Below are 22,798 nucleotides of genomic sequence, written 5' to 3'. Positions count from 1 at the left end.
CACCCCAGCGCGAAGGACGCGTGTTCCCAGGAGAGGAGGCGAGGACCGATGACTGTCACGGCCCGCACCCAGCAGAAGTCCGTCACTTCCTTCTCCTCCCTTAAGGAACACCGTCTTGACCGAGCTCTCACACCCTCTCGCCCCCTACGGCTGGGACGAAGGGTTCGCTGACAGCTTCACCGCACACGCCGCCGGGGGCGTCCTCCCCGGCCGCATCGTCCGCGTCGACCGGGGCCGTTGCGATGTCGTCGTGCCCGTGCCGGACGGCACCGGCGTGCAGACCGTGCAGGCCGACACCGCGCTCGTCACCACCGGCGACCCGCTGAACATCATGTGCACCGGCGACTGGGCCGCCGTCGACACCGACCGCGCAATGGTGCTCGCCCTGCTGCCCCGGCGCAGCGCGTTCGTGCGCTCCACGTCGTCCAAGCGCTCCGAGGGCCAGGTCCTCGCCGCCAACGTCGACCACGCGGTCATCGCGGTCTCCCTGGCCGTGGAGCTGGACCTGGGCCGCGTCGAGCGGTTCCTGGCCCTGGCCTGGGAGAGCGGCGCCGAGCCGGTGGTCGTCCTCACCAAGGCCGACCTCGTGCCCGACCCCGTCGTCCTCGGCCACCTCGTCGCCGACACGGCGACCGTGGCGCCGGGCGCCCAGGTGCTCGCCGTGAGCGCGGAGACCGGCGAGGGCGTCGACGTCCTCGCCGCCTCCCTGGCCGGGGGCACGTCCGTGCTGCTCGGCCAGTCCGGCGCGGGCAAGTCCACCCTCGCCAACGCCCTCGTCGGCGAGGAGGTCCAGGGCGTCAACTCCGCCCGTGACCGGGACGGCAAGGGCCGTCACACCACCACCACGCGCAACATGCTCAAACTGCCCTCCGGCGGCGTCCTGATCGACACCCCGGGGCTGCGCGGCGTCGGCCTGTGGGACGCCGGGAGCGGCCTCTCGCAGACGTTCGCCGAGATCGAGGAGCTGGCAGCCCGCTGCCGGTTCCACGACTGCGGGCACGCCGCCGAGCCCGGCTGCGCCGTCCTCGCGGCGGTCGACTCGGGGGAGCTGGGGCAGCGGCGCCTCGACAGCTACCGCAAGCTGCAGCGCGAGAACGCGTGGATCGCCTCCCGCACCGACGCCCGGCTGCGGGCGGAGATCCGCCGCGACTGGAAGCAGAAGTCGGCGGAGGGCCGCGAGGCGTACGCCCGCAAGCGGGGCGGCCTGTAGACACGGTTCCCCCTTGCCGGGTGCGGTACCGCCCGGGCGCGACGCCCGGGCGGTACGGGCCGAGGCGGCCCGGCGCCGTCGCGGCGGGATCCTTCTCCGCCGCGACGGCGGGACGGCCTTCGGCGGGACGGCCTTCGGCGGGACGGCCTTCGGCGGGACGGCCTTCGGCGGGACGGCCTTCGGCGGGACGGCCTTCGGCGGGACGGCCTTCGGCGGGACGGCCTTCGGCGGGACGGCGTCCGGTGGGGTGGCCCCCGGCCCCGTGGGCGGCCCCCGGCGGCCCCGCAGGCAGTGAGACGGCCCGGCAACCGTGGGCGGTGCCGGGCCCGTCTCGGGTTCCGGAGCCCGTACAGCCGCCGCGCCCGGGCCCGTCCGGCGCCGTCGCGGCGGGATCCTTCTCCGCCGCGACGGTGGGACGGCCTCTCGTGGGACGGGCCCCGGTGGCCGTCGGCGGGCCCCGGGCGGTGCTGGGCGGCGCGGCCTCGGCCTCCGTACAGCGCGCCCGGACGGGCCCGAAAGGCCCCGTCCGATTTCCGCCAGTCGCACGCGGCCCCGTGCCGCAGACTGGACGCATGGACGACGAGGCCCGCTACCAGGCGGTACACAGCAGGGACGCCCGTTTCGACGGCGAGTTCTTCCTCGCCGTGAAGACCACCGGCATCTACTGCCGTCCCAGCTGCCCCGCCGTGACCCCCAAGCGCCGGAACGCCTGCTTCTACCCCTCGGCCGCCGCCGCGCAGGGCGCCGGGTTCCGCGCCTGCCGCCGCTGCCGCCCGGACACCGCCCCCGGCTCCGCCGAGTGGAACGTCCGCGCCGACCTCGTCGGCCGCGCCATGCGTCTGATCGGCGACGGCGTCGTCGACCGCGACGGCGTCGCGGGCCTCGCCTCCCGCCTGGGCTACAGCGCCCGGCAGGTGCACCGCCAGCTCACCCAGGAGCTCGGGGCCGGCCCCATCGCCCTCGCCCGCGCCCAGCGCGCCCACACCGCGCGCGTGCTGCTGCAGACCACCGACATGCCGGTCACCGGCATCGCCTTCGCCGCGGGCTTCGCGAGCGTGCGCCAGTTCAACGACACCATCCGCGAGATCTACGCCGCCACCCCCAGCGGCCTGCGCGGCTGCAGGAGCCGCCGGCCCGCCGGCGCCGGCATCCCGCTGCGGCTGGCCCACCGCGGCCCCTACGCCGCCCCCGAGATCTTCGGCTTCCTGCAGCGGCGCGCCGTCCCCGGCGTCGAGGAGGTCCTCGGCACCGAGGGCGCCCGCCTCTACCGCCGCACCCTGCGGCTGCCCTACGGCACCGGCGTCGCCGAGGTCCGCGAACCCCGCCCCGGGGACGGCCGGCACGGAGCCTGGCTCGACTGCCGGATCCACCTCACCGACCCCCGCGACCTGGCCACCGCCGTGCAGCGCGTACGCCGCCTGTTCGACCTCGACGCCGACCCCTACGCCGTCGCCGAGCGGCTCGGCGCCGACCCCCTGCTGCGCCCGCTCGTCGAGTCCCGGCCCGGCCTGCGCTCGCCCGGCGCGGCCGACGGCGAGGAACTGGCCGTGCGCGCCGTGCTCGGGCAGCAGGTGAGCGTGGCCGCCGCGGCACGGCTCGGCGAGCGCCTCGTCGCCGCCTACGGCAAGCCGCTGCCCGCCCCCGACGGCGGCCTCACGCACCTCTTCCCCGAGCCCTCCGCCCTCGCCGACGCCGCCCTCGACGAGCTCGGCATGCCCGACGCCCGCAAGCGCGCCCTGCGCGCGACGGCCACGGCCCTCGCCGACGGCACCGTCCGCCTCGACCCCGGCGCGGACCGCGAGGAAGCGGCCCGGGCCCTCCTCGGCCTCCCCGGCATCGGCCCCTGGACCGCCGGATACGTCCGGATGCGGGCCCTCGGCGACCCCGACGTCCTCCTCGGCGACGACGCCGGCGTCCGCCACGGCCTCGCCGCGCTCGGCGCGGACCCCGGCGCCGCCGACGCCTGGCGCCCCTGGCGCAGCTACGCCCTCCACCACCTCTGGCACCTCGCGGCCACGGCCGCCCCGACCCGCAAGGACTCCTGACCATGACCACCCTCTACAGCGAGATCACCAGCCCCCTCGGCCCGCTCCTCGTCACCGGCCGGCCCTCCGCCGGCGCCCCCGGCGGGACCGCCATCGCCTCCCTGTCCGTGCCCGGCCAGAAGAACGCCCCCGCCGTGGCACCGGGCTGGCAGCGCGACACCGCCGCCTTCGCCGAGGCCGAGCGGCAGCTCACCGCGTACTTCGCGGGCGAGTCCCGGGACTTCCGCCTCGAATTCGCCGCGGAGGGCACGGAGTTCCGCCGCCGCGTCTGGGACGCCCTGGACGCCATCCCCTACGGCGCCACCACCACCTACGGCGAGCTCGCCGCCCGCATCGGCGCCTCCCGCGCCGCGGTCCGCGCGGTCGGCGGCGCAGTCGGCGCCAACCCGCTGCTCGTGCTGCGCCCCTGCCACCGGGTGATCGGCGCGGACGGCTCGCTCACCGGCTACGCGGGCGGCCTGGACCGCAAGCGCGCCCTGCTCGCCCTCGAAGGCTTCGGAGGCATCGAAAGCATCGGAGGCGCGGCGGGCCGGTGAGCAGGTGAGCCGGGCCCGGCCCGGGCACCGCCCCGGCGCCCGGCTCACCCCACGGTGACCGCGCCGATCCACACCCCCACCACGAGCAGGCAAGCGAACAGCTCCACGAGGACGCTCGTGCCCAGCGCCCGCATCACGTTCCGCGTGGACGCCCACGCCGCGCCGTGCCCGCCCAGGCGCCTCCGCTCCATGCCGTAGAGCCCGGCGACGAACCCCGGGACCGCGCCCAGCACCGGGATCACGAAGAAGCCGGCGATGCCGGAGACCCCCGCCACCAGGAAGGCGCGGCGCGAGATGCCCGCGCCCCGGAGACGGCGGGGCGGCAGCAGCCAGCCGACGGCCCGCTCCAGCAGCAGTACGCCCGTCGCCCCCGCCAGCACGGCCCAGGCGAGGGCGGTCCGGTCGGCCATCGACCACCACAGCACGCCGGCCCACACGATCGGCGGCCCCGGCACTCCGGGGGTGACGACGCCGAGCAGGCCGAGCAACATCACGAGGCCGACCAGGACCAGCTGCCACGTCCCCATGCACCAAGGTTGCCGGAAGCCGGGCGGCGGCGCCCCCGGACGATTGCGGCCACCGTGGCCGAGACCCGACCCCCGCCTCCCACCTGCGGGAATACCCGGGGATGCCGGGGGACGCCGGAGGATGCCGGGGGACGCCCGGAGATGCCCACCGGGGTCCGCGTCAGCGGCGTGCGGTCCATCCGTGCGCGGCCGCGTGCCAGCCCAGCTGCAGCCGGGTGGTCACCCCGGCCAGCTCCATCAGCCGCTTCACCCGGCGCTGCACCGTGCGCAGTCCGAGCCCGAGCTGCTTGGCGACGCTCGCGTCGGTCAGGCCGTCCATCAGCAGTGAGAGCACCGCCAGGTCGAGCGCGTCGGGCCCGGCCGCAGTGCCGTCGGCCGCGCGCCGGGCCGCGTCCGCACAGACCCGGAGGGGGAGGGCCTCGTTCCAGATGTCCTCGAACAGATTCACCAGCGACGCGAGCAGCGGGCCGGGGTGGACGACCAGGGCAGCCGGCTCGGGCAGCTCGGGAAGCGCGGCGAGCCCGGCCGTGCGAGGGGTGAGCGGAAGCAGGGCAACTGCGCGGTCGGCGATCACCAGTTCGGCGGGAATGCGCTCCGCGACGCGCATCAGAGCCGGATCCCCGGAATCCGGCAGCGCGGCGAGGCCTGAGCGTTCGACGACGGTGCGGTGGGGTATGCCGGACGCTGTGTCCGATGAAACGGCTGAGCCGTCCGAGCTTCCCGAGCTGTCAGAGCCGCCCGATCCCTCCGGGCCGCCTGATCCCTCCGAGCAGACCGAGCCGTCCAGCGCGGCCCGGTCGGCCGTCCGCCAGGGCCTTCCCGTCAGCAGTGCGCATATCTCCACGGAGGCTCCGTGGCGTATGCGCAGCAGCCGTTCGTCAACACAGCGTGCGCCCGTCACCAGTTCCACACCACTGTGTCCCGCGGGCTGCTGCCGTTCCTTTTCCGTCCCCCCGCAACGGCCCATCTCCCGGACTGCGGCAGGCCCTTCCAGTCCAATGGCACCGAGCACACGACATCCCTCCCCGCGACCGCTTTTCGACTCGGTCATCATCCCCGGGTGAGGTCTGCCGTGCACTCTTCCCGTATGCCCAAGAGTATGGACAATAAGGGCATGAGCCAGCAGGGGGACCCGCGCACCGGCCAAGAGGACGCCTGGTGGGGCGAGTTGTACGACAAGAATGCACCGGATATCGGCTCCGCCGCCGGGGACGACAGCAGCCTGGACGAGCGATTCACCTCCGCCTCGGCGGTGGTGAGGGCGGAGTCCGGCGGTGAACGGCCGAAAAGGACGCAAAGGACGGTGAGGGCGCCGAGAGCAGAGCCCCCCGATCCACCGCGGCCTCCGGATCCCGTCGCCGTTCCCCCGAGCGGGCTTCCTTCACTGCCGAAGGGATACGGGGCGCCCCGTTCGCGCGGGGTGCCCGGGCGTTCCGAATTCACGCCCCCGCCGCCCGGAGCGGAACCTCCGCCCGAACTGCCCCCGCCTTCGCGCGCGGAGCGGCTCGCCGACGGTCCCGTGCCCGGCCGGGCGGCCAGGGTCCCTCTGCCGAGGATTCCGAAACCGCCGGATCTCCATTCGGCGGGACTCCTTCCGGAGCTCCTGGAGAAACCGCAGAAGTGGCGCAAGAGCGACCCCCGCAGGCAGAGCGACCCCCGCAGGCAGGCGGAGGTACCGCGGCAGCCGGGCCGGCCGGTACGGCCCGCAGGCCCGGAGCGGCAGGACCCCCGGAGCCGCGCCGACGGCCCGCCGGAGGCGCGGCCGGATCTGCCGCCGGGGTCCCTGGGGGCGTCGGGCCCCGCCCGCCCGGCCGGGCGTGAACCGGACGGCACGGCGGCCCCGGCCCCGGACCGCTCCCGGCGCCCCGCCCGCCCCGTCGCCGGGGAACGCCCCGGCCGCCCGGCCCGTTCGGACCGCTGCGAAGGCGCGGACCTCTTCTTCGGCGGTGACCGCCGGACCCGCTCCGAACGCGGTCCCGACCGCCCTGACCGCCCGGCACAGACGGGCCGTTCCGGCGCCCCGGCCGCCCCCGAGGCGGAGCAGGCGGAGCAGGTGGAGCAGGTGGAGCAGGCGGACCGCGCGCAGCGCTCCACGCAGGTGAGCCGTACGGGACGCGTGGACCGTGCCGACCACCCCGAATACCCGGACGGGTCCGAGCCGGTGGACGGCTCCGGCGGCGAGGACGCCCCGGGCCGCCGCCCGGACCGTACGACGCGGGCGAGCCGTACGGAATCTGCGGACGGTTCCGGATATCCGGAGGCCCCGGAGCCGGTGGACCGCTCCGCGCGGGCGACTCCTGAAATCCGCCCGGACCGTTCCGGTGACCCCGACGGTCCCGAGCCGGCGGACCTCCCCGACGGCGACGGGGACGCTCTCGTCCGTCCCCGCCGTTCCGCGCAGCCGGGCCGGTCCGAACGCGCAGGCGGCCTCGGCTGTACGAACGGGGCGGAGCCGGTGGACCGCCCCGACGGCGGGGATGACCGCGGCCGCCGCCCGGACCCGTCCGGTCTTGAGGACCGCACCGGCCGTCCGGATCCCTCCCGCCGTGCGGACACCGCGGACCGGCCCGAGGGCCCCGGCGGCCCGGACGCCCTCGCCCAGCCGCAGGCGCCCGCCCGGCGGGAGCTTCAGGAGGGGTACGGGCGGACGGACGAGCCGCGGCCGCCGGAGCGGCTCAAACGGTCGGGGCGGCTCGAAAGGCCGACCAGGCCGGTGCGGGCCGAACGCCCCCTGCGCCCGCCGCGGCGCCCCCTGCCCGAACCGCCGGAACCGCCCGCCCCGCAGCCCCGGCACCTCCTGGAGCCGCCGGAGCTCCCCGAGCCGTACGAGCGGCCGGAGTTCTCCGGGATCCCCGCCCAGCAGCGCCCGGAGCTACCGGAGCTCCCGGAGCCCCGGGAAGAGCCCGCGGCCCCGGCCGTGCCGGCCCGGAGGACGCCCGGGGCGAGCCCCGCCCGCATCACGGCGCGAGACGCCCGGCCGGCCGTCCCCGAGCCCGGCGGCGAGCCCGCCGAGCCGGTGGAGCCCGCAGCCGGGGCGGCGTCCCTGGAGCCGGCCTCCCGCCCGCCCGTCGTCTCCCGCGAGTCCACGCCGCCCCGGCGCCAGCCCCTGGCCGCGCCTCCGCAGCCGCCGGGCCGGGCGGGCCGCGGGGCGGAGTACGTCGGCGAGCGGCCGCCCACGTACGACGCGGAGCCGACGGCCTGGCCCGCGGCCGACCCGCAGGACCTGGACGGCCTCGTGCCGGACACGGTCCTGGACGGCGCGCAGTACGGCGCCGTCACGCTGCGGGCCCTGTCCCTGCGTGGCGATTCCGCGCGCTACCGCGGCGAGCCCCGGCGGGACGCGCTGCTGACCGCCCGCTTCGGCGAGGGGGAGAGCGCGCTGCTGCTCGTGGCGATGGCCAGCGGCCCGCGCGGCTCGAACGTGGCGCCGCGCGCGGCGCGGGACGCCTGCGCGTGGCTGGCCGGCGCCGTCGGCCGCAGCCACGCCCGGCTGGCCGACGACGTCCGCGGCGGCCGGCGCGGCGAGCTGAAGTCGGGCCTGCACCGGCTCACCGACCGTTCCTACGGGCGGCTGCGCGCCCGCGCCGCCGAACTGGGCCTGCGGCCGGACGAGTACACGGCCACCGTCCGCTGCCTGTTGCTGACCGCCGATCCGCAATGCCGTACGCGCGTGTTCTTCGGCGTCGGCGCGGGCGGCCTGTTCCGCCTCCGGGACGGGGTCTGGCAGGACCTGGAGCCGGACCCGCCGGCGGAGCGCACGGGCGAGCCGGTCATCGGCCACGGATCGGCGTCCGCCGACCTGATGACGATGGACTTCGGCATTCCGACGCCGGGCCTCACACCGCCCGTGGAGCCCGTCGAGGTGGAGCCGCCGGGCGAGCCCTTCCGCTTCCGGGCGTCCGTGGCCCGGCCCGGGGACACCCTGGTGCTGTGCACGGCGGGCCTGGCCGACCCCATGCGCGGCGAACAGGAGCTGGGCGGGCGGCTGGCCGAGCGGTGGGCGGGCGAGCGCCCGCCGGGGCTCGCCGAGTTCCTCGCCGACACCCAGCTGCGGGTCAAGGGATACGCCGACGACCGTACGGCGTGTGCCCTCTGGGAGGCGTAACCGGGCCGGTTCCGGGGCGGGGCGGTGACATGGTCACCGCCCCGCCCGGCCGTTTCCGGGCCCGGTGCGGCGCGGAGGTGGCGGCAAGGTACGGACCGGCGTGCCGGGAATTCCCTCCAGCCCCGCACAAATTCCCGGACCGGCGCACGCCAACGGCATATTCACGCACTGCGCAAGAGGCTCCGGGATTTTGGTCATATCACCATGTTGATGGCTCAACAGGCGTTGTCCAGCGTGGTCCGGGGCATGCATTGCGGTGAGTGAGCGCGAGCGTGTTCGAGGCCGGGGCGCCGGGGAGGGGTCGGGGCAGGGAGGATGAAACGGCAGGCAGCAGACCGGGCGGGCGCGGAGGGCTACGCGGGGGAGCGGGAGGACCGTACGGACCACAGGAGCGGTTTCGGGGACGGCGCGGCGCATTCCGGGCCGCAATTCGAAAGGAGGCTCCGCCGCCGGGATCTCACCGGGGTCCGGGAAGTCCGGGCCGAGTTGCGGCGCTTTCTGGCCCGCTGGGGCGCGCCGGGCCGGGCGGAGACCGCCGAGCTGCTCACGAGCGAGCTCGTCACCAACGCGCTGGTGCACACCGACGGGGGCGCCGTGGTCAAGGCCGTGTTCACGGGCGCGGTGGGCGCGGGGTTCACGGGTGCGGCCGGCCGCGCGAAGGGGCGGCTGCGCGTCGAGGTGCGGGACTTCATGGCGGGCCATCCCGCGCTGGGCGGCCCGGGCACGGACATCGGCCCGGTCAGGGACGTCGTTCCGGAGATGAACGACATCGAGAAGGCGGCGACGTCGGGGCGGGGGCTGCTGCTCGTCCACGCCCTGTCGGACGGCTGGGGCGTGTGCGCCCACGGCGTCGGGAAGTCGGTCTGGTTCGAGCTGGCAGCCCAAGAGCCCTGAACCGCCGCTGCGCGGCGACCCAGGGCTCAGGGCTCAGCCGAACTGCCGCTCGATCTGGGCCAGCTTGGCCTCGAGCGAGTCCAGGCGGGGGATCGCCTGGGTGTCGTCCTCCGCGGTGAGGTCGATCGGATCAGGGCGGCCGACCGCCTGCAGCGGACGCGCGCGGACGGGAAGCTGTCCCTGGTCGACTATGGAAGGGTCCGACCCGATCTGCGCCGGCTGTGCGGCGGCGGGCACGGCGGGCCCACCGACCTCGACCTGCCGGCCGCCCCGGACCCGGCCCCACACCCGGTTCTGCCGGTTGTACGCCTTGAGCCGGGCGCGCTCCAGCTTGCCGGCCTCCCTCCTGCGGGCTCTGGCCTGCTCCCGCTGCCGTTTGTCCTCGCGGACCTCCTCCACGGCCTCGTCCAGCGAGCGGACGCCTTCCAGGAGCATCAGGGACCAGGCGCCGAAGGTCTCGCGAGGAGCCCGCAGCCAGCGGACCATCCGGATCTGCGGCAACGGCCTGGGCACCAGGCCCTGTTCGCGCAGCGCGGCCCGGCGGGTCTGCTTGAGCGCCCGGTCGAAGAGGACGGCCGCGGACAGCGACATGCCGGCGAAGAACTGCGGTGCCCCGGCGTGGTCCAGGCCCCGGGGCGCGTGCACCCAGTTGAACCAGGCGGCCGCGCTGGCGAAGGTCCACACGAGCATGCGCGAGCCGAGCGCGGCGTCACCGTGGCTCGCCTCGCGCACCGCCAGCACCGAGCAGAACATGGCGGCCCCGTCGAGGCCGAAGGGCACCAGGTACTCCCAGCCGCCCGTCAGCCCCAGGTTCTGCCGCCCGAACCCCACGAGGCCGTGGAAGGAGAGGGCGGCGGCCACCGCGGCGCAGCAGAACAGGAGGACGTACGAGGCGCTTCCGTAGATGGCCTCCTTGCGTCGTCTGCGCTCCTCATTGCGCTCCCAGGAGTCAGCGCCTCCTCCTGCGTCGTCCGCGCCGTGCCGGCCGCGTGCGAGCACCGTCACCGCCACCACGGCCCCGGCGAGCGCCACGAGACTGGGGAGCATCCAATTCAGCGGTATATCGGTCACTCTCATCTTGCGTCCCTTGCATAGCTGTACAGCCTTTCGCGCGCCATCCTCGCGGAATCGGCCCGTTCGCCAAGGGGTTTCGCGCCAACTGCCTGCCAATGGAGGGCAACGGCATACGGATAGGTGCGAAGAAATTCGAACGCCATTAAGGGAAGAGGGAATTGCGTTCCCTTCACCTCACCCGATCGAGTGGTGTGAGGCCGGTCAGCTTACGGACAGCCGCTGTACCCGGTCCGTGTCGCACGTGCGGGGGCAGGTCGTACAGGTGTCCTCGGGGCGCACGGTGTAGAAGAGGCAGCAACTGACACGGTCACGGGTCGGGATCGGCTCTCCCAGGCGGCCGGTAAGCATCCGGAAGGCCGCGCCGCCGGCGTACGGCGGCGTCACCCCCGGCAGCAGCAGGGCCAGTTCGCGGCGCGCCCGTTCCTCCTCGCCGAGCAGCCGGCCCACATACCACAGGGATTCGGCCAGTTCGTCCGTCACCATGCCCCACAGGGCGCGCGGGCCGCGCCGCATCCGCGGCTGGAAGCCGACCAGCACGGGTGTGAAATGCGCGGCAATGGAAGCGCGCACTTCCGCGCGCAGCGCCTCTTCGCCGGGAACGGTCCGGGCGCCCGGCAAGCCGGCCGCGGGGTCGCCGGGCAAACACGCGAACTCCGCCGCCCGGGCCGTCATCCGGCCCAGGGCGCGGTGGAAGGAGACGTCCCCGGCGGACAGCCGCGGCACCCTGCGGTGCAGGAACCACGGGACGGTGACGAGCAGGCAGGCCGGCCACGCGTAGCGGTGCAGGCCGACGCTCGCGACGACGGCGGGGCGGGCCTGCGCCCCGTGGTCGCGCCGGATCTGCTCGTCGTCCCACGCGAGGAAGGCGTCCAGCTCGCGGCCGCCCTCCGCGAGCCCCGCGGCGCTCACCCAGCCCTCGCCGGTGCACGGGGGCCCGGCGGTCACGGACAGGGTGGGGAGGACCTCGGCGAGGCGGGCGTAGGAGTCCGAGAGCGAGGGCGGGGCAGTCGGGGCGGACGTCATGCGGGACCACCGAATCGCGATCGTTCTACGGGTAAGGCTTACCTTACCCCGGTTGATCGGGGTTTGAACTGCAGGAGGTGCCGCCTATGGTTCAGAAAGGACATCAGGAGGACCCCAATGGAGCAGGGAAGATCCCGCACCGCCCCGCCGGCCGCGGAGCCGTTCGCCGGCGTGCCGCCGCAGGCCGCGCGCGGCGAGGCCGTTCCCGCAGCCGCTCCTGCCGGCGGCCGTGCCGGTGTCCGCGGCGAGGGGGCCCGCGGCGAGCACGTCCACGCCGAGCAGGAGTACCCGGCGTACGGGAGCCGCCGTGCCGCTCCCGCGCCCGCTCCCGCCCCCCGGCTGCCCCAGCGCCACTCCGTGCGCGGGCAGGTGCTGGAAGCCCTGCGCAAGGCTCTCGTCAGCGGCGAGCTGACCCCGGGCGAGGTCTACTCCGGACCGGCGCTCGGCGAGCGCTTCGGCGTGTCGGCGACGCCCGTGCGGGAGGCGATGCAGCAGCTGGCCCTGGAGGGCGCCGTCGAGGTCGTCCCCAACCGCGGCTTCCGCGTCACCTCGCGCACCGCGCGCGACCTGGCCGAGCTCGCCGAGGTGCGCGCCCTGCTGGAGGTCCCGGTGCTGCTGCGGCTGGCCCGTACGGTCCCGGCCGCCCGCTGGGACGGGCTGCGGCCGCTCGCCGAGGCGGCGTGCGTGGCCGCGGCCACCGGCGACCGCGCGCTCTACGCCGAGGCCGACCGCGCCTTCCACCGGGCGCTCCTGGCCCTCTCGGGCAACCGCCAGCTGGTCGCCGTCGCCGACGAGCTCCACCGGCGCGCGCAGTGGCCGACGGCCCACGGCCGGCCGCACCGTGCGGCCGACCTCGTCGCCGACGCGGCCGAACACCACGCCCTGCTGGCGGCGCTGGCCGCGCACGACGTGGAGCGGACCGAAGCGCTGGTGAGGGGGCACTTCGCGGGAGCGGAGTGACGTGAACAGGGGGCGGCGGGGCCGCCCGGAGAACGCCCCGGCGACGGCTCACGGACAGGCGAATGCTCATGGTTCGGCGCCGGGCCCCGCGGGCCGGCGCCGGGCCTGCCGGTCAGTGAGGCTTTGCGATCAGTCCGGGCTCGCCGCCGCGGCGGTCAGCTGTTCCGCCAGCCAGCCCGGGACGCCGCCGAGCAGCCGGACCAGCCGGGCGGCCTCCCTGCGCAGCCGGGCGGCCTCGCCCGGGTCGTCCAGGACGGCGGCGAGCGAGGCCAGCGCCGGGGCGATGCCCACCAGATAGCCCAGCTCTTCCCGGATGCGAAGCGACTCCGCGAAGCCGTAACGGGCCTCGGCGAGCCTGCCCTCGTGCTCGGCCATGGCCGCCACGTGCCGCCAGGTGAAGGAGAGCAGCAGGCGCTGGCCCTGCGCCGTCGCCCCCGCGTGGGCGCGTTCGAAGGCGGCCGTCGCGTCGGACGGGTTGTCCGACAGGTGCTGGGCGATCAGGCCGCGGCGGAAGTGCAGCAGGGGGCGGTTCGGCGACCCCGGCGCGAGCAGGGCCGCTGCCCTGCCCAGGGCCGAGCGGGCCTCGTCGGCCCGGTCGCGGACGCCCAGGAGGGTGGACGCGTAGGCGAGGTGGCCGCGCTCGCAGGCCGCCGCCCCGCGCTCCTCGTCGTCCGTGGCCAGGGCCTCCGCCGCGCGCAGCGCGTCCTCGGCGGCTCCCCAACCCTCTTTGGTGAACATGCACCGCTCGGTCAGCACCGCCGTCCGCTGCAGGGCCCGCGCGGGCTCGGTGGCCGCGCGCGGTGCGAGCAGGGCCGCCGCGTCGTCCCAGCAGGCGCGTGAGCGCAACCGCCATACGGCCCGTTCCAGTGGATCGTCCCCCCGCGGATCCCCGCCCTGCGGTCCCCGCGGCTCCGGCAACCCCGCATTACGCATGGCGGTGTCCGCCACAGTGCCCTCCCCAAGCGCGCCGTCGAGCTGGAAAGCCGTGACCGCATCTCAGCACGAGGACGAGGGCCCGGCCAAGGGTCTGGTGTGAAGCAATTCACAAATGCTCTCCCAGCGGTACGTGCACATTACCAAGAGTGAGCGGCTCCTGAGCGCGGCGGTGCTCATATGTGCTACCGGGAAATTCGCTGGATCACCCCTCCGGGCGGCTGCCAGGATGGCGGCGCGCGCCCTCGAAACGCGCCGCGAAGCCCCACACACCTCGGGAGACACGCCCATGCGCCGGAGCCTCGGTCACCCCCAGCGCCCTGACCGGACGACTCCTTCCGAGGACTTCTTTGCGTACGCACACCCTGCTGTCCGGGCTCTGCCTGCCCGTGCGGCCCGTTCTGAACATCGGCATCCTCGCGCACGTCGACGCGGGTAAGACGAGTCTCACCGAGCGCCTGCTCTTCGACACCGGCGCCATCGACCGGCTCGGCAGCGTCGACGCCGGCAGCACCCGTACCGACAGCGGCGAGCTCGAACGCCGCCGCGGCATCACCATCCGCACCGCCGTCGCGCCCTTCCGCGTCGGGGGCCTGCGCGTCAACCTCGTCGACACCCCCGGCCACAGCGACTTCATCGCCGAGGTCGAGCGCGCCCTCGGCGTCCTCGACGCCGCGGTCCTCGTCCTGTCCGCCGTCGAGGGGGTGCAGGCGCAGACGCGCGTGCTGATGAAGACCCTGCGGCGGCTGCGCCTGCCCACCCTGCTGTTCGTCAACAAGACCGACCGCGCGGGCGCCCGGGAGGCGGAGACGCTCGCCGCCGTCCGCCGCAGGCTGACCCCGCACGTGATTCCCATGGGCACCGTCCGCGGCATCGGCACCCCCGGCGCCCGCACCGTCCCCGGCTCGTACGAGGACGCCGCCTTCCGCGAGGCCGTGGCCGAGGTGCTGGCCGAGAACGACGACGCGCTGCTCGCCGAGCTGGTCGACGACCGGCAGGTGACGCCACCCGAACTGCGCGAAGCCCTCGCGCGGCAGACCGCGCGCGGCCTCGTCCACCCCGTCTACTTCGGCTCGGCCGTCTCCGGCGAGGGCGTGGCGGACCTGATCGACGGCATGGTGCGCCACCTCCCGCCCGCGCGCGGCGGCTCCGGCGCCGAGGCCACCGGCACGGTGTTCGCCGTCGACCGCGGGCCCTCCGGCGAGAAGACCGCCTACCTGCGCCTCTTCTCGGGCGCGGTCTCCGAGCGCGAGCGCATCACGCTCCACCGGCAGGAGCCCGGCGGCGCCCGCACGGAGCACACCGGCCGCGTCACCTCCCTCGTGGCGGTCGAGGCCGGGGAGCCCGGCACCGCACGGCGCCGCGCCACGGCCGGCGACATCGCCCGGATCAGGGGCCTGGCGGAGGTCAGGGTGGGCGACCGCCTCGGCCCCGCGCGCGATGGCGAGCGGACGCCCCACTTCGCCCCGCCCGGCCTGGAGGCGGTGGTCAGGCCCGTGCGCCCCGGGGACGCGGCCCGGCTGCACGCCGCCCTCACGGCCCTCGCCGACCAGGACCCGCTGATCGGCACCCGCGCCCTGCCGGCGGGCGGCGGCACCTCCGTGCTGCTCCACGGCGAGGTGCAGAAGGAGATCGTCGCGGCGACGCTCGCCGAGGAGTTCGGCGTCGACGCGGTCTTCGAACCGAGCACCATCGTCCACCGCGAGCGGGTCACCGGCACGGGCGAGGCGTACGAGGAGATCGGCCGGCACGGCGGTCACGCCTTCTGGGCGACGGTCGGCCTGCGCGTCGGGCCGGGCGCGCCGGACTCGGGCACCGTCTTCCGCCGCGAGACCGAACTCGGCGCCCTGCCCCTCGCCTTCGACCGCGCGATCGAGGAGACCGTCCACCGCACCCTCGCCCAGGGCCTGTACGGCTGGCCGGTCACCGACTGCGTGGTCACGCTGACGCGCTCGGGCTTCGCGGCGCCGGTGAGCACCGCCGCCGACTTCCGCCGCCTGACTCCGCTGGTCCTGATGGCCGCGCTCGCGGAGGCGGGCACGCGGGTGTACGAGCCCTGCCACGCCTACGAGCTGGAGGCCCCCGCCGACACCCTGAGCGCCGTCACGGGCCTGCTGGCCGGGCTCGGGGCCGCCATTCACGACACGGCGGCCGGCCCGGAGGTGTGCGTCCTCAAGGGCACGGTCCCGGCCCGCAGCGCCCCCGCCGCCGAACGCCGCCTGCCCGCCCTGACCCGCGGCGAGGGCGTGTGGTGGACCCTCCCGGCCGCCGACCGCCCGTACGACGGCCGCCCGCCGGTGCGCCCGCGCACGGACGGCAATCCGCTCAACCGGGCCGCGTACCTGCGGCATCTGACGGCGGCGCGGAAGGGGGCGGCGCCGGACGCGGCGGACCCGGCGTAGACGGCGCGGTGCCGCGGCGGCGGGCTCCCGAGGCCGGCTTCGCCCGGTGCGCGGCCGGCGGATCGGCGGCGGCCGTGCGCCCGGCCGTCCGGTACGTCCCGGCGGAGCGGGCGGCGGCCGCGGACGGGGCGGGGGAGGGGGTGCCGGGGACGGTGAGGCAGAGGCCGGCCCCGGTTTCAGGCCACCGACCCCAGCCCCCGCCGCGGCTCGCGGTGGATCGGCGTCCGTACGTCCGTCAGCGGCGCGCCCGTGCCCCCGTGCCGGAGCGCGACGATCTCCGCCGCGATGGACAGGGCCGTCTCCTCCGGGGTGCGCGCCCCCAGGTCGAGCCCGATCGGCGAGCGCAGCCGGGCCAGGGCGGGCTCGCCGACGCCCGCCTCGCGCAGCCGCCCCAGCCGGTCCTCGTGCGTGCGGCGCGAGCCCATCGCGCCGACGTAGGCGACCGGCAGCCGCAGGGCCCGCTCCAGCAGCGGCACGTCGAACCTGGGGTCGTGGGTCAGCACGCACAGGACCGTACGGGCGTCGAGCGCCCCGGACGCCTGCTGCGCGTCGAGGTAGCGGTGCGGCCAGCCGACGGCGACCTCGTCCGCTTCGGGGAAGCGCCCCGCCGTCGCGAACACGGGCCGCGCGTCGCACACCGTGACGTGGTAGCCGAGGAACTTGCCGGCCCTGACGAGCGCCGCGGCGAAGTCCACCGCCCCGAAGACGATCATGCGCGGTGGCGGCAGGCACGACTCCACGAGGAGCGTCACGGGGTCCCCGCAGCGCGCCCCCGCCGCGCTCTCCATGCCCACCGTGACCGTCCCCGTCCGGCCGGCGGCCAGCAGCGCGGCGGCCTCCGCGGCGGCCGCGCGGTCCGGCCCGCCGGACTCCGCGAGCGCCCCCGCGTACGTGCCGTCCGCCCGTACGAGCAGGGCCCGGCCCAGCAGCCCGGCCGGGCCCGCGACCACCCGGGCGAGCGCCACCGGCTCGCCCGCCGCGGCCGCTGCCAGCGCCTCGGCCAGCACGGTGCGCCCGGGAGCGTCCGGAAGGACCGGTACGACCAGGACGTCGAGAACGCCGCCGCAGGTCAGGCCCACGGCGAAGCCGTCGTCCCCGCCCGGGGGCCCACCCGGCCGGCCGAATCGTTCCCGCACGCTCTCGCCGCTCTCCAGCGCGGCGCGGCACAGCTCGTACACCGCGCCCTCCACGCACCCGCCCGAGACCGAGCCGACCGCCGTGCCCTCGGCGTCGACGGCGAGGGCCGCGCCCGGCTGCCGGGGCGCGCTGCCCTCCACGGCGACCACCGTGGCGACGGCGAACGCGCGCCCATCCCCGCACCAGCGGTGCAGCTCCCCGGCGATGTCCAGCATGACGAGCCCTCTCTTGTACGACCTGTGCGATTTGCTATGCGACCTGTGCGAACTACTTGACGCCCAGCCAGCTCTCGATCGGGTGCAGGGCGAAGTACCCCGTGAACACGGCCGTCAGCAGCCACATGAAGACGCCCGGCTCACGCCACCTGCCCTGGGCGGCCTTGATCGCCGTGTAGGCGATGACGCCGGCGCCGACACCCGCCGTGATGGAGTAGGTGAACGGCATCAGCACCACCGTCAGGAAAGCCGGAACGGCGATCGCCCGGTCGCTCCAGTCCACGTGCCGGGCGTTGCTCATCATCATCGCTCCGATGACGACGAGCGCGGCGGCGGCGACCTCGCCGGGCACGATGCGTGTCAGCGGGGTGAAGAACAGGCAGGCGGTGAAGAGCAGCCCGGTCACGACGGACGACAGGCCCGTCCGGGCGCCTTCGCCGACACCGGTCGCCGACTCGATGAAGACGGTCTGCCCCGAGGCCCCCGCGACCCCGCCGATCGCGCCTCCCGCGCCGTCGACGAACAGCGCCTTGCTCAGCCCCGGCAGCCGGCCGCGCTCGTCGGTCAGCCGGGCCTCGGTGGCGACGCCGATGATCGTGGCCATGGCGTCGAAGAAGCCGGCCAGGACGAGCGTGAAGACGATCATTCCGACGCTCATGACGCCCAGTGACCCCCAGCCGCCGAACTCCACGTGCCCGAGGAGGGAGAAGTCCGGCACGGACACGGCGCTCCCCTTGAGCTCGGGCGCGCCGCTCCGCCAGGCGGCGGCCCCCGGGGCGGCCGCGGCGTTGACGACGACGGCCAGCACCGTGCCGACGACGATGCCGATCAGGATCGCGCCGGGGACGTCGCGGGCCTGCAGCATGAGGACGGCCAGCAGGGTGACGCAGAAGACCAGCACGGGCCAGCCCGCCAGCTCGCCCGCGGGGCCGAGCGTCACCGGCCCGCCGCCCTTGGAGGCGTGCACGAAACCGGCCTTGACCAGCCCGATCAGGGCGATGAACATGCCGATGCCCATGGTGATGGCGTGCTTGAGGGCGAGCGGTATCGCGTTCATGATCAGCTCGCGCAGGCCGGTGACGGCCAGCAGCACGATCACCGCCCCGTACAGCACGCACATGCCCATGGCCTGCGGCCAGGTCATGTGGGGCGCCACCTGGGTGGAGAGCACCCCGGAGACGCCCAGCCCGGCGGCCAGGGCGAGCGGGACCCTGCCGACGAGGCCCATGAGGAGGGTGCAGACCGCCGCGGCGAGCGCGGTGGCCGTGATCAGCCCGGTGTGGCCGAGCCGGTTCCCGGCGGCGTCCGGGCCGGACAGGATCAGGGGGTTGAGCAGGAGGATGTAACACATCGCCATGAAGGTGGTGACGCCGCCGCGCACCTCCCGCCCGACGGTGGATCCGCGTGCGCCGATGCGGAAGTAGCGGTCGAGCCGGGAGGCGCCGGCGGAGCGGCGCGGGCCCGCGCCCGCGTCCTGCGCCGTGCCTCTCGGCTCCACGGATGGCTGGGTCATGAGTGCCTGCTCCCATGGTCCGGGCGGGTGGTTCGGCTGCACGACCCGGGGGACGGCCCGAGACGAAGGGCGGCACGTCACCGGCCGCTGGGGGGTGGGGGGCCGGTGGTGCCCTGCGAGGGCTTGCGGGTTGTGGCGGGGGCTCAGGTGCCGGTGAGGTGTTCGGGCCGCACCGGCACCCGGTTGAGCGCGAGGCCGGTCGCCGCCCGGATCGCCGCGACGACGGCCGGGGTGGCGGACAGCGTGGGCGCCTCGCCGGCGCCGCGCAGCCCGTACGGGGCGTGCTCGTCGGCGAGTTCGAGGACGTCCACGGGGATGGCGGGGGTGTCGAGGATCGTGGGGATCAGGTAGTCGGTGAAGGACGGGTTGCGCACCCGCCCGTCCGCGGCGACGACGATCTCCTCCATGACCGCGAGGCCCAGCCCCTGGACGGTGCCGCCCTGGATCTGGCCGGTGACCGCCAGCGGGTTGACCGCCTTGCCGACGTCCTGCGCGCAGGCCAGCTCCACGACCTTGACCAGTCCGAGCCCGGTGTCGACGTCGACGACGGCGCGGTGGGCCGCGAAGGAGTACTGGACGTGGCCGTCGCCCTGCCCGGTGCGCAGGTCGAACGGCTCGGTGGGCCGGTGCCGCCACTCGCGCTCGACGTCGATCACCTCGCCCTCCAGGACGTCGGCGAGGGCGGCGAGGACCTCGCCCGCCTCGGTGGCGACCTTGCCGCCCTCCAGGACGAGCTCGGCCTGCTCCCAGGCCGGGTGGTGCACGCCGAACCGGGCGCGGCCGAGGGCGAGGACGCGCTCGCGCACCTCCTGGCAGGCGTGGCGGACGGCGCCGCCGGTGACGTAGGTCTGACGGGAGGCGGACGTGGAGCCGGCCGAGCCCACGCGGGTGTCGGCGGGCTGCAGGACGACCTGGGTGACGCCGAGTTCGGTGCGGGCGATCTGGGCGTGGACGGTCACCCCGCCCTGGCCGACCTCGGCCATCGCGGTGTGCACCGTGGCCACCGGCTGCCCGGCGACGGCTTCGAGCCGCACGCGGGCCGTCGAGTAGTCGTCGAAGCCCTCCGAGAAGCCGACGTTCTTGATCCCGACCGCGTAGCCGACGCCGCGGACCACGTCCTCGCCGTGGGTGGTGTTGGACAGCCCGCCGGGCAGGGCGCGGACGTCGGGCGCGCCGCCTGCGGTCTCCCACGGCCGCTCGGGCGGCAGCGGCCGGGCCTTGACGCGGCGCAGCAGCTCGGCGACGGGCGCGGGGGCGTCCACGACCTGCCCGGTCGGCATCACGGCGCCCTGTTCCATGGCGTTGCGCCGCCGGAACTCCACCGGGTCCAGGCCCAGCCGCCCGGCCAGCCGGTCCATCTGGGCCTCGTAGGCGAAGCAGGCCTGGACGGCGCCGAAGCCGCGCATCGCCCCGCAGGGCGGGTTGTTGGTGTAGAGGGCGAGGGCCTCGACGTCGACGGCGCCGACCACGTACGGGCCGACGGCCAGGGACGCCGCGTTGCCGACGACGGCCGGGGACGAGGAGGCGTAGGCGCCGCCGTCGAGGACGATGCGCGCCTTCACGTACAGCAGCCGCCCGTCGCTGCTCGCGCCGTGCTCGTAGTGGAGCCTGGCGGGGTGGCGGTGCACGTGGCCGAAGAAGGACTCGAAGCGGTTGTAGACCATCTTCACGGGCCTGCCGGTGCGCAGCGCGAGCAGGCACGCGTGGGCCTGCATGGACAGGTCCTCGCGTCCGCCGAAGGCGCCGCCGACGCCCGAGAGGGTCATGCGGACCTTGTCCTCGGGGAGGCCGAGGACGGGGGCGATCTGGCGCAGGTCGGCGTGGAGCCACTGGGTGGCGATGTAGAGGTCGACGCCGCCGTCCCCGGCGGGCACGGCGAGCCCGGACTCCGGGCCGAGGAACGCCTGGTCCTGCATGCCCACCTCGTAGTCGCCGCTGACGACGACGTCGGCGCGGGCCCGGGCGGCGGCGACGTCGCCGCGGACGACGGGCTGGCGGTGGACGACGTTCGGGTGCGGGACGTGGGCGGCGTGGTGGTCGTCGCGGGCCGGGTGCAGCAGGGGCGCGCCGGGGGCGGTGGCGCTCTCCTCGTCGCCGACGACGGGCAGTTCCTCGTAGGCGACGCGGATCCGGGCGGCGGCGCGGCGGGCCGTCTCGGGGTGGTCGGCGGCGACGAGGGCGACGGGCTCGCCGTGGTAGCGGACGACGCCGTCGGCGAGGACGGGGGTGTCCTGGATCTCCAGCCCGTAGCGGGTCGCGGCGGGCAGGTCGGCGTGGGTCAGGACCGCGTACACGCCCGGGGTGGCGAGCGCCCCGGAGACGTCGGTGGAGAGGATCCTGGCGTGGGCGTGGGGGCTGCGGAGGGTGAACCCCCACAGCATGTCCTCGTGCCACAGGTCGGAGGCGTAGGCGAACTCGCCGGTGACCTTGAGCGTGCCGTCGGGGCGCAGGGCGGACTCGCCGACGCCGCCGTGGGCGCGGGGGCGGGTGGCCGGGCCGAGGCCGGCGGGGGTGTGCGCGGTGCTCATCGCGGGTCCGCCTCTCCGGCGCGGGCGGCCGCGAGGCGGACCGCGTCGAGGATCGTCTCGTAGCCGGTGCACCGGCACAGGTTGCCCGACAGGGCCTCGCGGATGTCCGCGTCGGAGGGCCCGGGGTTGCGCTCGATGAGCTCGTCGGCGGCGACGAGCAGGCCGGGGGTGCAGAAGCCGCACTGGACGGCGCCGGCGTCGACGAAGGCCTGCTGGACGGGGGAGAGCGCCGCGGTGCCCGTGCCGCCGTCCGGTGCCGCCGGCCGGCGCAGGGCCTCGTCCGGGCTCGTCCCGGCCGGTTCCGCCGGTGTGCCGCCGCCCGCGGCGCGCCGCCGGGTGTGCTCGGCGAGGCCCTCGACGGTGACGACCTCCCGTCCCTCGGCCTGGCCCGCCGCCACCAGGCAGGCGCACACCGGCAGCCCGTCCAGCCGGACCGTGCACGAGCCGCACTCGCCCTGCTCGCAGGCGTTCTTCGAGCCCGGCAGCCCGAGCCGCTCCCGCAGGACGTACAGCAGGCTCTCGCCCTCCCACACGTCGTCGGCCTGCTGCGGCCGGCCGTTGACCGTGAAGTTCACGCGCATCGGCTGTCCCTCCCCCCGGCGCGGTAGGCGTCCCACGTCCAGCCGAGCGTGCGGCGCGCCATCACGGCGACCGCGTGCCGGCGGTAGCGGGCGCTGCCGCGCACGTCGTCGATCGGGTTGCACGCTCCGGCGGCGAGCTCGGCGAACCGCCGGGCGGCCGAGGGCGGCACGGGCCGCCCGGACTCCCAGCAGCCGCCCTCCTCCAGGGCCGCGGAGAGGAAGTCCTCCGCGGCGCGGGCCCGCACCGGCGTGGGGGCCGCGGAGCCGATGCCGGTGCGCACCGTGCGGCTGCGCGGGTGCAGGGCGAGGGAGAACGCGCACACGGCGATGACCATGGCGTTGCGGGTGCCCACCTTGGAGAACTGCTGCGGGCCGTCGGCCCGCGCGATGCGCACCGCCCGGATCAGCTCGTCCGGGGCGAGGGCGTTGCGCTTGACGCCGGTGTAGAACTCCTCGGCGGGGATCAGCCGGGTGCCGCGCACGGACTCCGCCTCCACCCGCGCGCCCGCCGCCAGCAGGGGCGGGTGGGAGTCCCCGGCGGGGGAGGCGGCGCCGAGATTGCCGCCGACGCTGCCGCGGTTGCGGATCTGCGGCGAGCCGACGGTGTGCGCCGCGAGCGCCAGGCCGGGCAGCTCGGCCCGCAGCTCCTCCATGATCCGCGCGTACGGGACGGAGGCGCCCAGCCGGATCTCGTCCTCCCCGGTCTCCCATTCGTACAAATCGCCGATGCGGGTCAGGTCCAGCAGGTGGTCCGGCCGGCGCTGATCGAAGTTGATCTCGACCATCACGTCCGTGCCGCCCGCGATGGGCACGGCCTCCGGGTGCTCGGCCTTGGCGGCCAGAGCCTCCTCCCAGCTGCCGGGGCGCAGGAACTCCATGGGGCTTCTCTTCTCGATCGGTCTCACACGGTCGTCCGAGGGATGTGCCGGGGTGCCGGGATGTGCCGGGGGTGTGCCCGGGATGTGCCGGGGGTGTGCCGAGTGGTCCGGTGGGGGGATTCCGCGTGGCGGGCCGCCGCGCTCCGCGGCCGTGCCGCACGCTGTGGGCCCAGTACACAGAGCATCCGGCGGGACGGTGCAGTCACCGAAAACATGAAGCGGTTGGCTGGCCAGAGC

Annotated in this window: 18 protein-coding genes; 8 read left to right on the top strand and 10 right to left on the bottom strand. The window is 75.8% G+C overall.

What is annotated here, in order from left to right; all coding sequences use genetic code 11:
• Positions 1-115 precede the first annotated feature (115 nt).
• The 4 genes from rsgA to ACFPP6_RS21035 all read left to right on the top strand — a co-directional run bounded on the left by rsgA (position 116) and on the right by ACFPP6_RS21035 (position 3,791).
• Positions 116-1,210, top strand: coding sequence for a ribosome small subunit-dependent GTPase A (rsgA, locus tag ACFPP6_RS21050; protein ID WP_382044562.1), 1,095 nt, complete (start codon positions 116-118; stop codon positions 1,208-1,210).
• A gap of 13 nt (positions 1,211-1,223) precedes the next feature.
• Complete coding sequence (locus tag ACFPP6_RS21045; RefSeq protein ID WP_382044560.1) at positions 1,224-1,505, top strand: hypothetical protein; 282 nt, start codon at positions 1,224-1,226, stop codon at positions 1,503-1,505.
• Positions 1,506-1,782: 277 nt separating this feature from the next.
• On the top strand, positions 1,783-3,255 hold the full coding sequence (locus ACFPP6_RS21040) for a DNA-3-methyladenine glycosylase 2 family protein (RefSeq protein WP_382044558.1): 1,473 nt from the start codon (positions 1,783-1,785) through the stop codon (positions 3,253-3,255).
• Positions 3,256-3,257: 2 nt separating this feature from the next.
• Positions 3,258-3,791, top strand: a complete 534-nt coding sequence (locus ACFPP6_RS21035; RefSeq protein ID WP_382044555.1) for a methylated-DNA--[protein]-cysteine S-methyltransferase — start codon at positions 3,258-3,260, stop codon at positions 3,789-3,791.
• A 44-nt stretch (positions 3,792-3,835) separates the two neighbouring features.
• Here ACFPP6_RS21035 and ACFPP6_RS21030 read toward each other — a convergent pair whose 3' ends face one another.
• Positions 3,836-4,318 carry a DUF456 domain-containing protein gene (locus ACFPP6_RS21030; RefSeq protein WP_382044552.1) on the bottom strand — a complete coding sequence of 161 codons (483 nt, stop codon included), beginning with the start codon at positions 4,316-4,318 and terminating at the stop codon, positions 3,836-3,838.
• A 160-nt stretch (positions 4,319-4,478) separates the two neighbouring features.
• On the bottom strand, positions 4,479-4,925 hold the full coding sequence (locus tag ACFPP6_RS21025; RefSeq protein WP_382044549.1) for a helix-turn-helix transcriptional regulator: 447 nt from the start codon (positions 4,923-4,925) through the stop codon (positions 4,479-4,481).
• A gap of 1,455 nt (positions 4,926-6,380) precedes the next feature.
• Between ACFPP6_RS21025 and ACFPP6_RS21020 the strand changes: the two genes are divergently transcribed.
• Positions 6,381-8,423: a protein phosphatase 2C domain-containing protein gene (locus tag ACFPP6_RS21020; RefSeq protein WP_382044546.1), complete on the top strand. Its 2,043-nt coding sequence runs from the start codon at positions 6,381-6,383 to the stop codon at positions 8,421-8,423.
• A 315-nt stretch (positions 8,424-8,738) separates the two neighbouring features.
• The gene (locus tag ACFPP6_RS21015) at positions 8,739-9,317 is read left to right on the top strand and encodes an ATP-binding protein (RefSeq protein WP_382044543.1); all 579 of its coding nucleotides are present in this window, start codon (positions 8,739-8,741) and stop codon (positions 9,315-9,317) included.
• 33 nt (positions 9,318-9,350) lie between these two features.
• Here ACFPP6_RS21015 and ACFPP6_RS21010 read toward each other — a convergent pair whose 3' ends face one another.
• Together ACFPP6_RS21010 and ACFPP6_RS21005 are read right to left on the bottom strand one after the other, a co-directional pair.
• Complete coding sequence (locus ACFPP6_RS21010) at positions 9,351-10,394, bottom strand: DUF2637 domain-containing protein (protein WP_382044540.1); 1,044 nt, start codon at positions 10,392-10,394, stop codon at positions 9,351-9,353.
• Between the two features lie 198 nt (positions 10,395-10,592).
• A complete protein-coding gene (locus tag ACFPP6_RS21005) occupies positions 10,593-11,414 on the bottom strand; it encodes a (2Fe-2S)-binding protein (RefSeq protein WP_382044537.1) in 822 nt (273 codons plus the stop codon).
• Between the two features lie 117 nt (positions 11,415-11,531).
• Here ACFPP6_RS21005 and ACFPP6_RS21000 point away from each other — a divergent pair, with 117 nt between their 5' ends.
• A complete protein-coding gene (locus ACFPP6_RS21000) occupies positions 11,532-12,374 on the top strand; it encodes a GntR family transcriptional regulator (protein ID WP_382044534.1) in 843 nt (280 codons plus the stop codon).
• A gap of 129 nt (positions 12,375-12,503) precedes the next feature.
• On the opposite strand, the gene ACFPP6_RS20995 is transcribed toward ACFPP6_RS21000, so the two are convergent.
• Positions 12,504-13,307 (bottom strand): hypothetical protein, encoded by an 804-nt coding sequence (locus ACFPP6_RS20995; protein WP_382044618.1) that lies wholly within the window; start codon positions 13,305-13,307, stop codon positions 12,504-12,506.
• 350 nt (positions 13,308-13,657) lie between these two features.
• Here ACFPP6_RS20995 and ACFPP6_RS20990 point away from each other — a divergent pair, with 350 nt between their 5' ends.
• Positions 13,658-15,709: a GTP-binding protein gene (locus ACFPP6_RS20990; protein WP_382044531.1), complete on the top strand. Its 2,052-nt coding sequence runs from the start codon at positions 13,658-13,660 to the stop codon at positions 15,707-15,709.
• Positions 15,710-15,885: 176 nt separating this feature from the next.
• Here ACFPP6_RS20990 and ACFPP6_RS20985 read toward each other — a convergent pair whose 3' ends face one another.
• The 5 genes from ACFPP6_RS20985 to ACFPP6_RS20965 form a co-directional block, all read right to left on the bottom strand.
• Positions 15,886-17,061, bottom strand: coding sequence for an XdhC family protein (locus tag ACFPP6_RS20985; RefSeq protein WP_382044529.1), 1,176 nt, complete (start codon positions 17,059-17,061; stop codon positions 15,886-15,888).
• Between the two features lie 52 nt (positions 17,062-17,113).
• Entirely contained in the window at positions 17,114-18,574 is a 1,461-nt protein-coding gene (locus ACFPP6_RS20980) for an NCS2 family permease (protein ID WP_382044526.1), read from the bottom strand.
• 143 nt (positions 18,575-18,717) lie between these two features.
• Positions 18,718-21,102: a xanthine dehydrogenase subunit D gene (gene pucD, locus ACFPP6_RS20975; protein WP_382044523.1), complete on the bottom strand. Its 2,385-nt coding sequence runs from the start codon at positions 21,100-21,102 to the stop codon at positions 18,718-18,720.
• Positions 21,099-21,683 carry a (2Fe-2S)-binding protein gene (locus ACFPP6_RS20970; protein WP_382044520.1) on the bottom strand — a complete coding sequence of 195 codons (585 nt, stop codon included), beginning with the start codon at positions 21,681-21,683 and terminating at the stop codon, positions 21,099-21,101. The genes pucD and ACFPP6_RS20970 overlap by 4 nt, the downstream gene beginning before the upstream one ends.
• Positions 21,674-22,561 (bottom strand): FAD binding domain-containing protein, encoded by an 888-nt coding sequence (locus ACFPP6_RS20965; RefSeq protein WP_382044517.1) that lies wholly within the window; start codon positions 22,559-22,561, stop codon positions 21,674-21,676. The genes ACFPP6_RS20970 and ACFPP6_RS20965 overlap by 10 nt, the downstream gene beginning before the upstream one ends.
• Positions 22,562-22,798 lie beyond the last annotated feature (237 nt).

This window comes from Streptomyces aureoversilis (assembly GCF_042657885.1).
GTDB lineage: Bacteria > Actinomycetota > Actinomycetes > Streptomycetales > Streptomycetaceae > Streptomyces > Streptomyces aureoversilis.
This window is presented reverse-complemented; position numbering and strand designations above follow the sequence as displayed.

Coding starts and splice junctions, on each gene's coding strand:
- ACFPP6_RS21040 (WP_382044558.1), top strand. CDS start 1,783: ATGGACGACGAGGCCCGCTACCAGGCGGTACACAGCAGGGACGCCCGT.
- ACFPP6_RS21035 (WP_382044555.1), top strand. CDS start 3,258: ATGACCACCCTCTACAGCGAGATCACCAGCCCCCTCGGCCCGCTCCTC.
- ACFPP6_RS21030 (WP_382044552.1), bottom strand. CDS start 4,318: ATGGGGACGTGGCAGCTGGTCCTGGTCGGCCTCGTGATGTTGCTCGGC.
- ACFPP6_RS21025 (WP_382044549.1), bottom strand. CDS start 4,925: ATGCGCGTCGCGGAGCGCATTCCCGCCGAACTGGTGATCGCCGACCGC.
- ACFPP6_RS21015 (WP_382044543.1), top strand. CDS start 8,739: ATGAAACGGCAGGCAGCAGACCGGGCGGGCGCGGAGGGCTACGCGGGG.
- ACFPP6_RS21010 (WP_382044540.1), bottom strand. CDS start 10,394: ATGAGAGTGACCGATATACCGCTGAATTGGATGCTCCCCAGTCTCGTG.
- ACFPP6_RS21005 (WP_382044537.1), bottom strand. CDS start 11,414: ATGACGTCCGCCCCGACTGCCCCGCCCTCGCTCTCGGACTCCTACGCC.
- ACFPP6_RS21000 (WP_382044534.1), top strand. CDS start 11,532: ATGGAGCAGGGAAGATCCCGCACCGCCCCGCCGGCCGCGGAGCCGTTC.
- ACFPP6_RS20995 (WP_382044618.1), bottom strand. CDS start 13,307: ATGCGTAATGCGGGGTTGCCGGAGCCGCGGGGACCGCAGGGCGGGGAT.
- ACFPP6_RS20985 (WP_382044529.1), bottom strand. CDS start 17,061: ATGCTGGACATCGCCGGGGAGCTGCACCGCTGGTGCGGGGATGGGCGC.
- ACFPP6_RS20980 (WP_382044526.1), bottom strand. CDS start 18,574: ATGACCCAGCCATCCGTGGAGCCGAGAGGCACGGCGCAGGACGCGGGC.
- pucD (WP_382044523.1), bottom strand. CDS start 21,102: ATGAGCACCGCGCACACCCCCGCCGGCCTCGGCCCGGCCACCCGCCCC.
- ACFPP6_RS20970 (WP_382044520.1), bottom strand. CDS start 21,683: ATGCGCGTGAACTTCACGGTCAACGGCCGGCCGCAGCAGGCCGACGAC.
- ACFPP6_RS20965 (WP_382044517.1), bottom strand. CDS start 22,561: ATGGAGTTCCTGCGCCCCGGCAGCTGGGAGGAGGCTCTGGCCGCCAAG.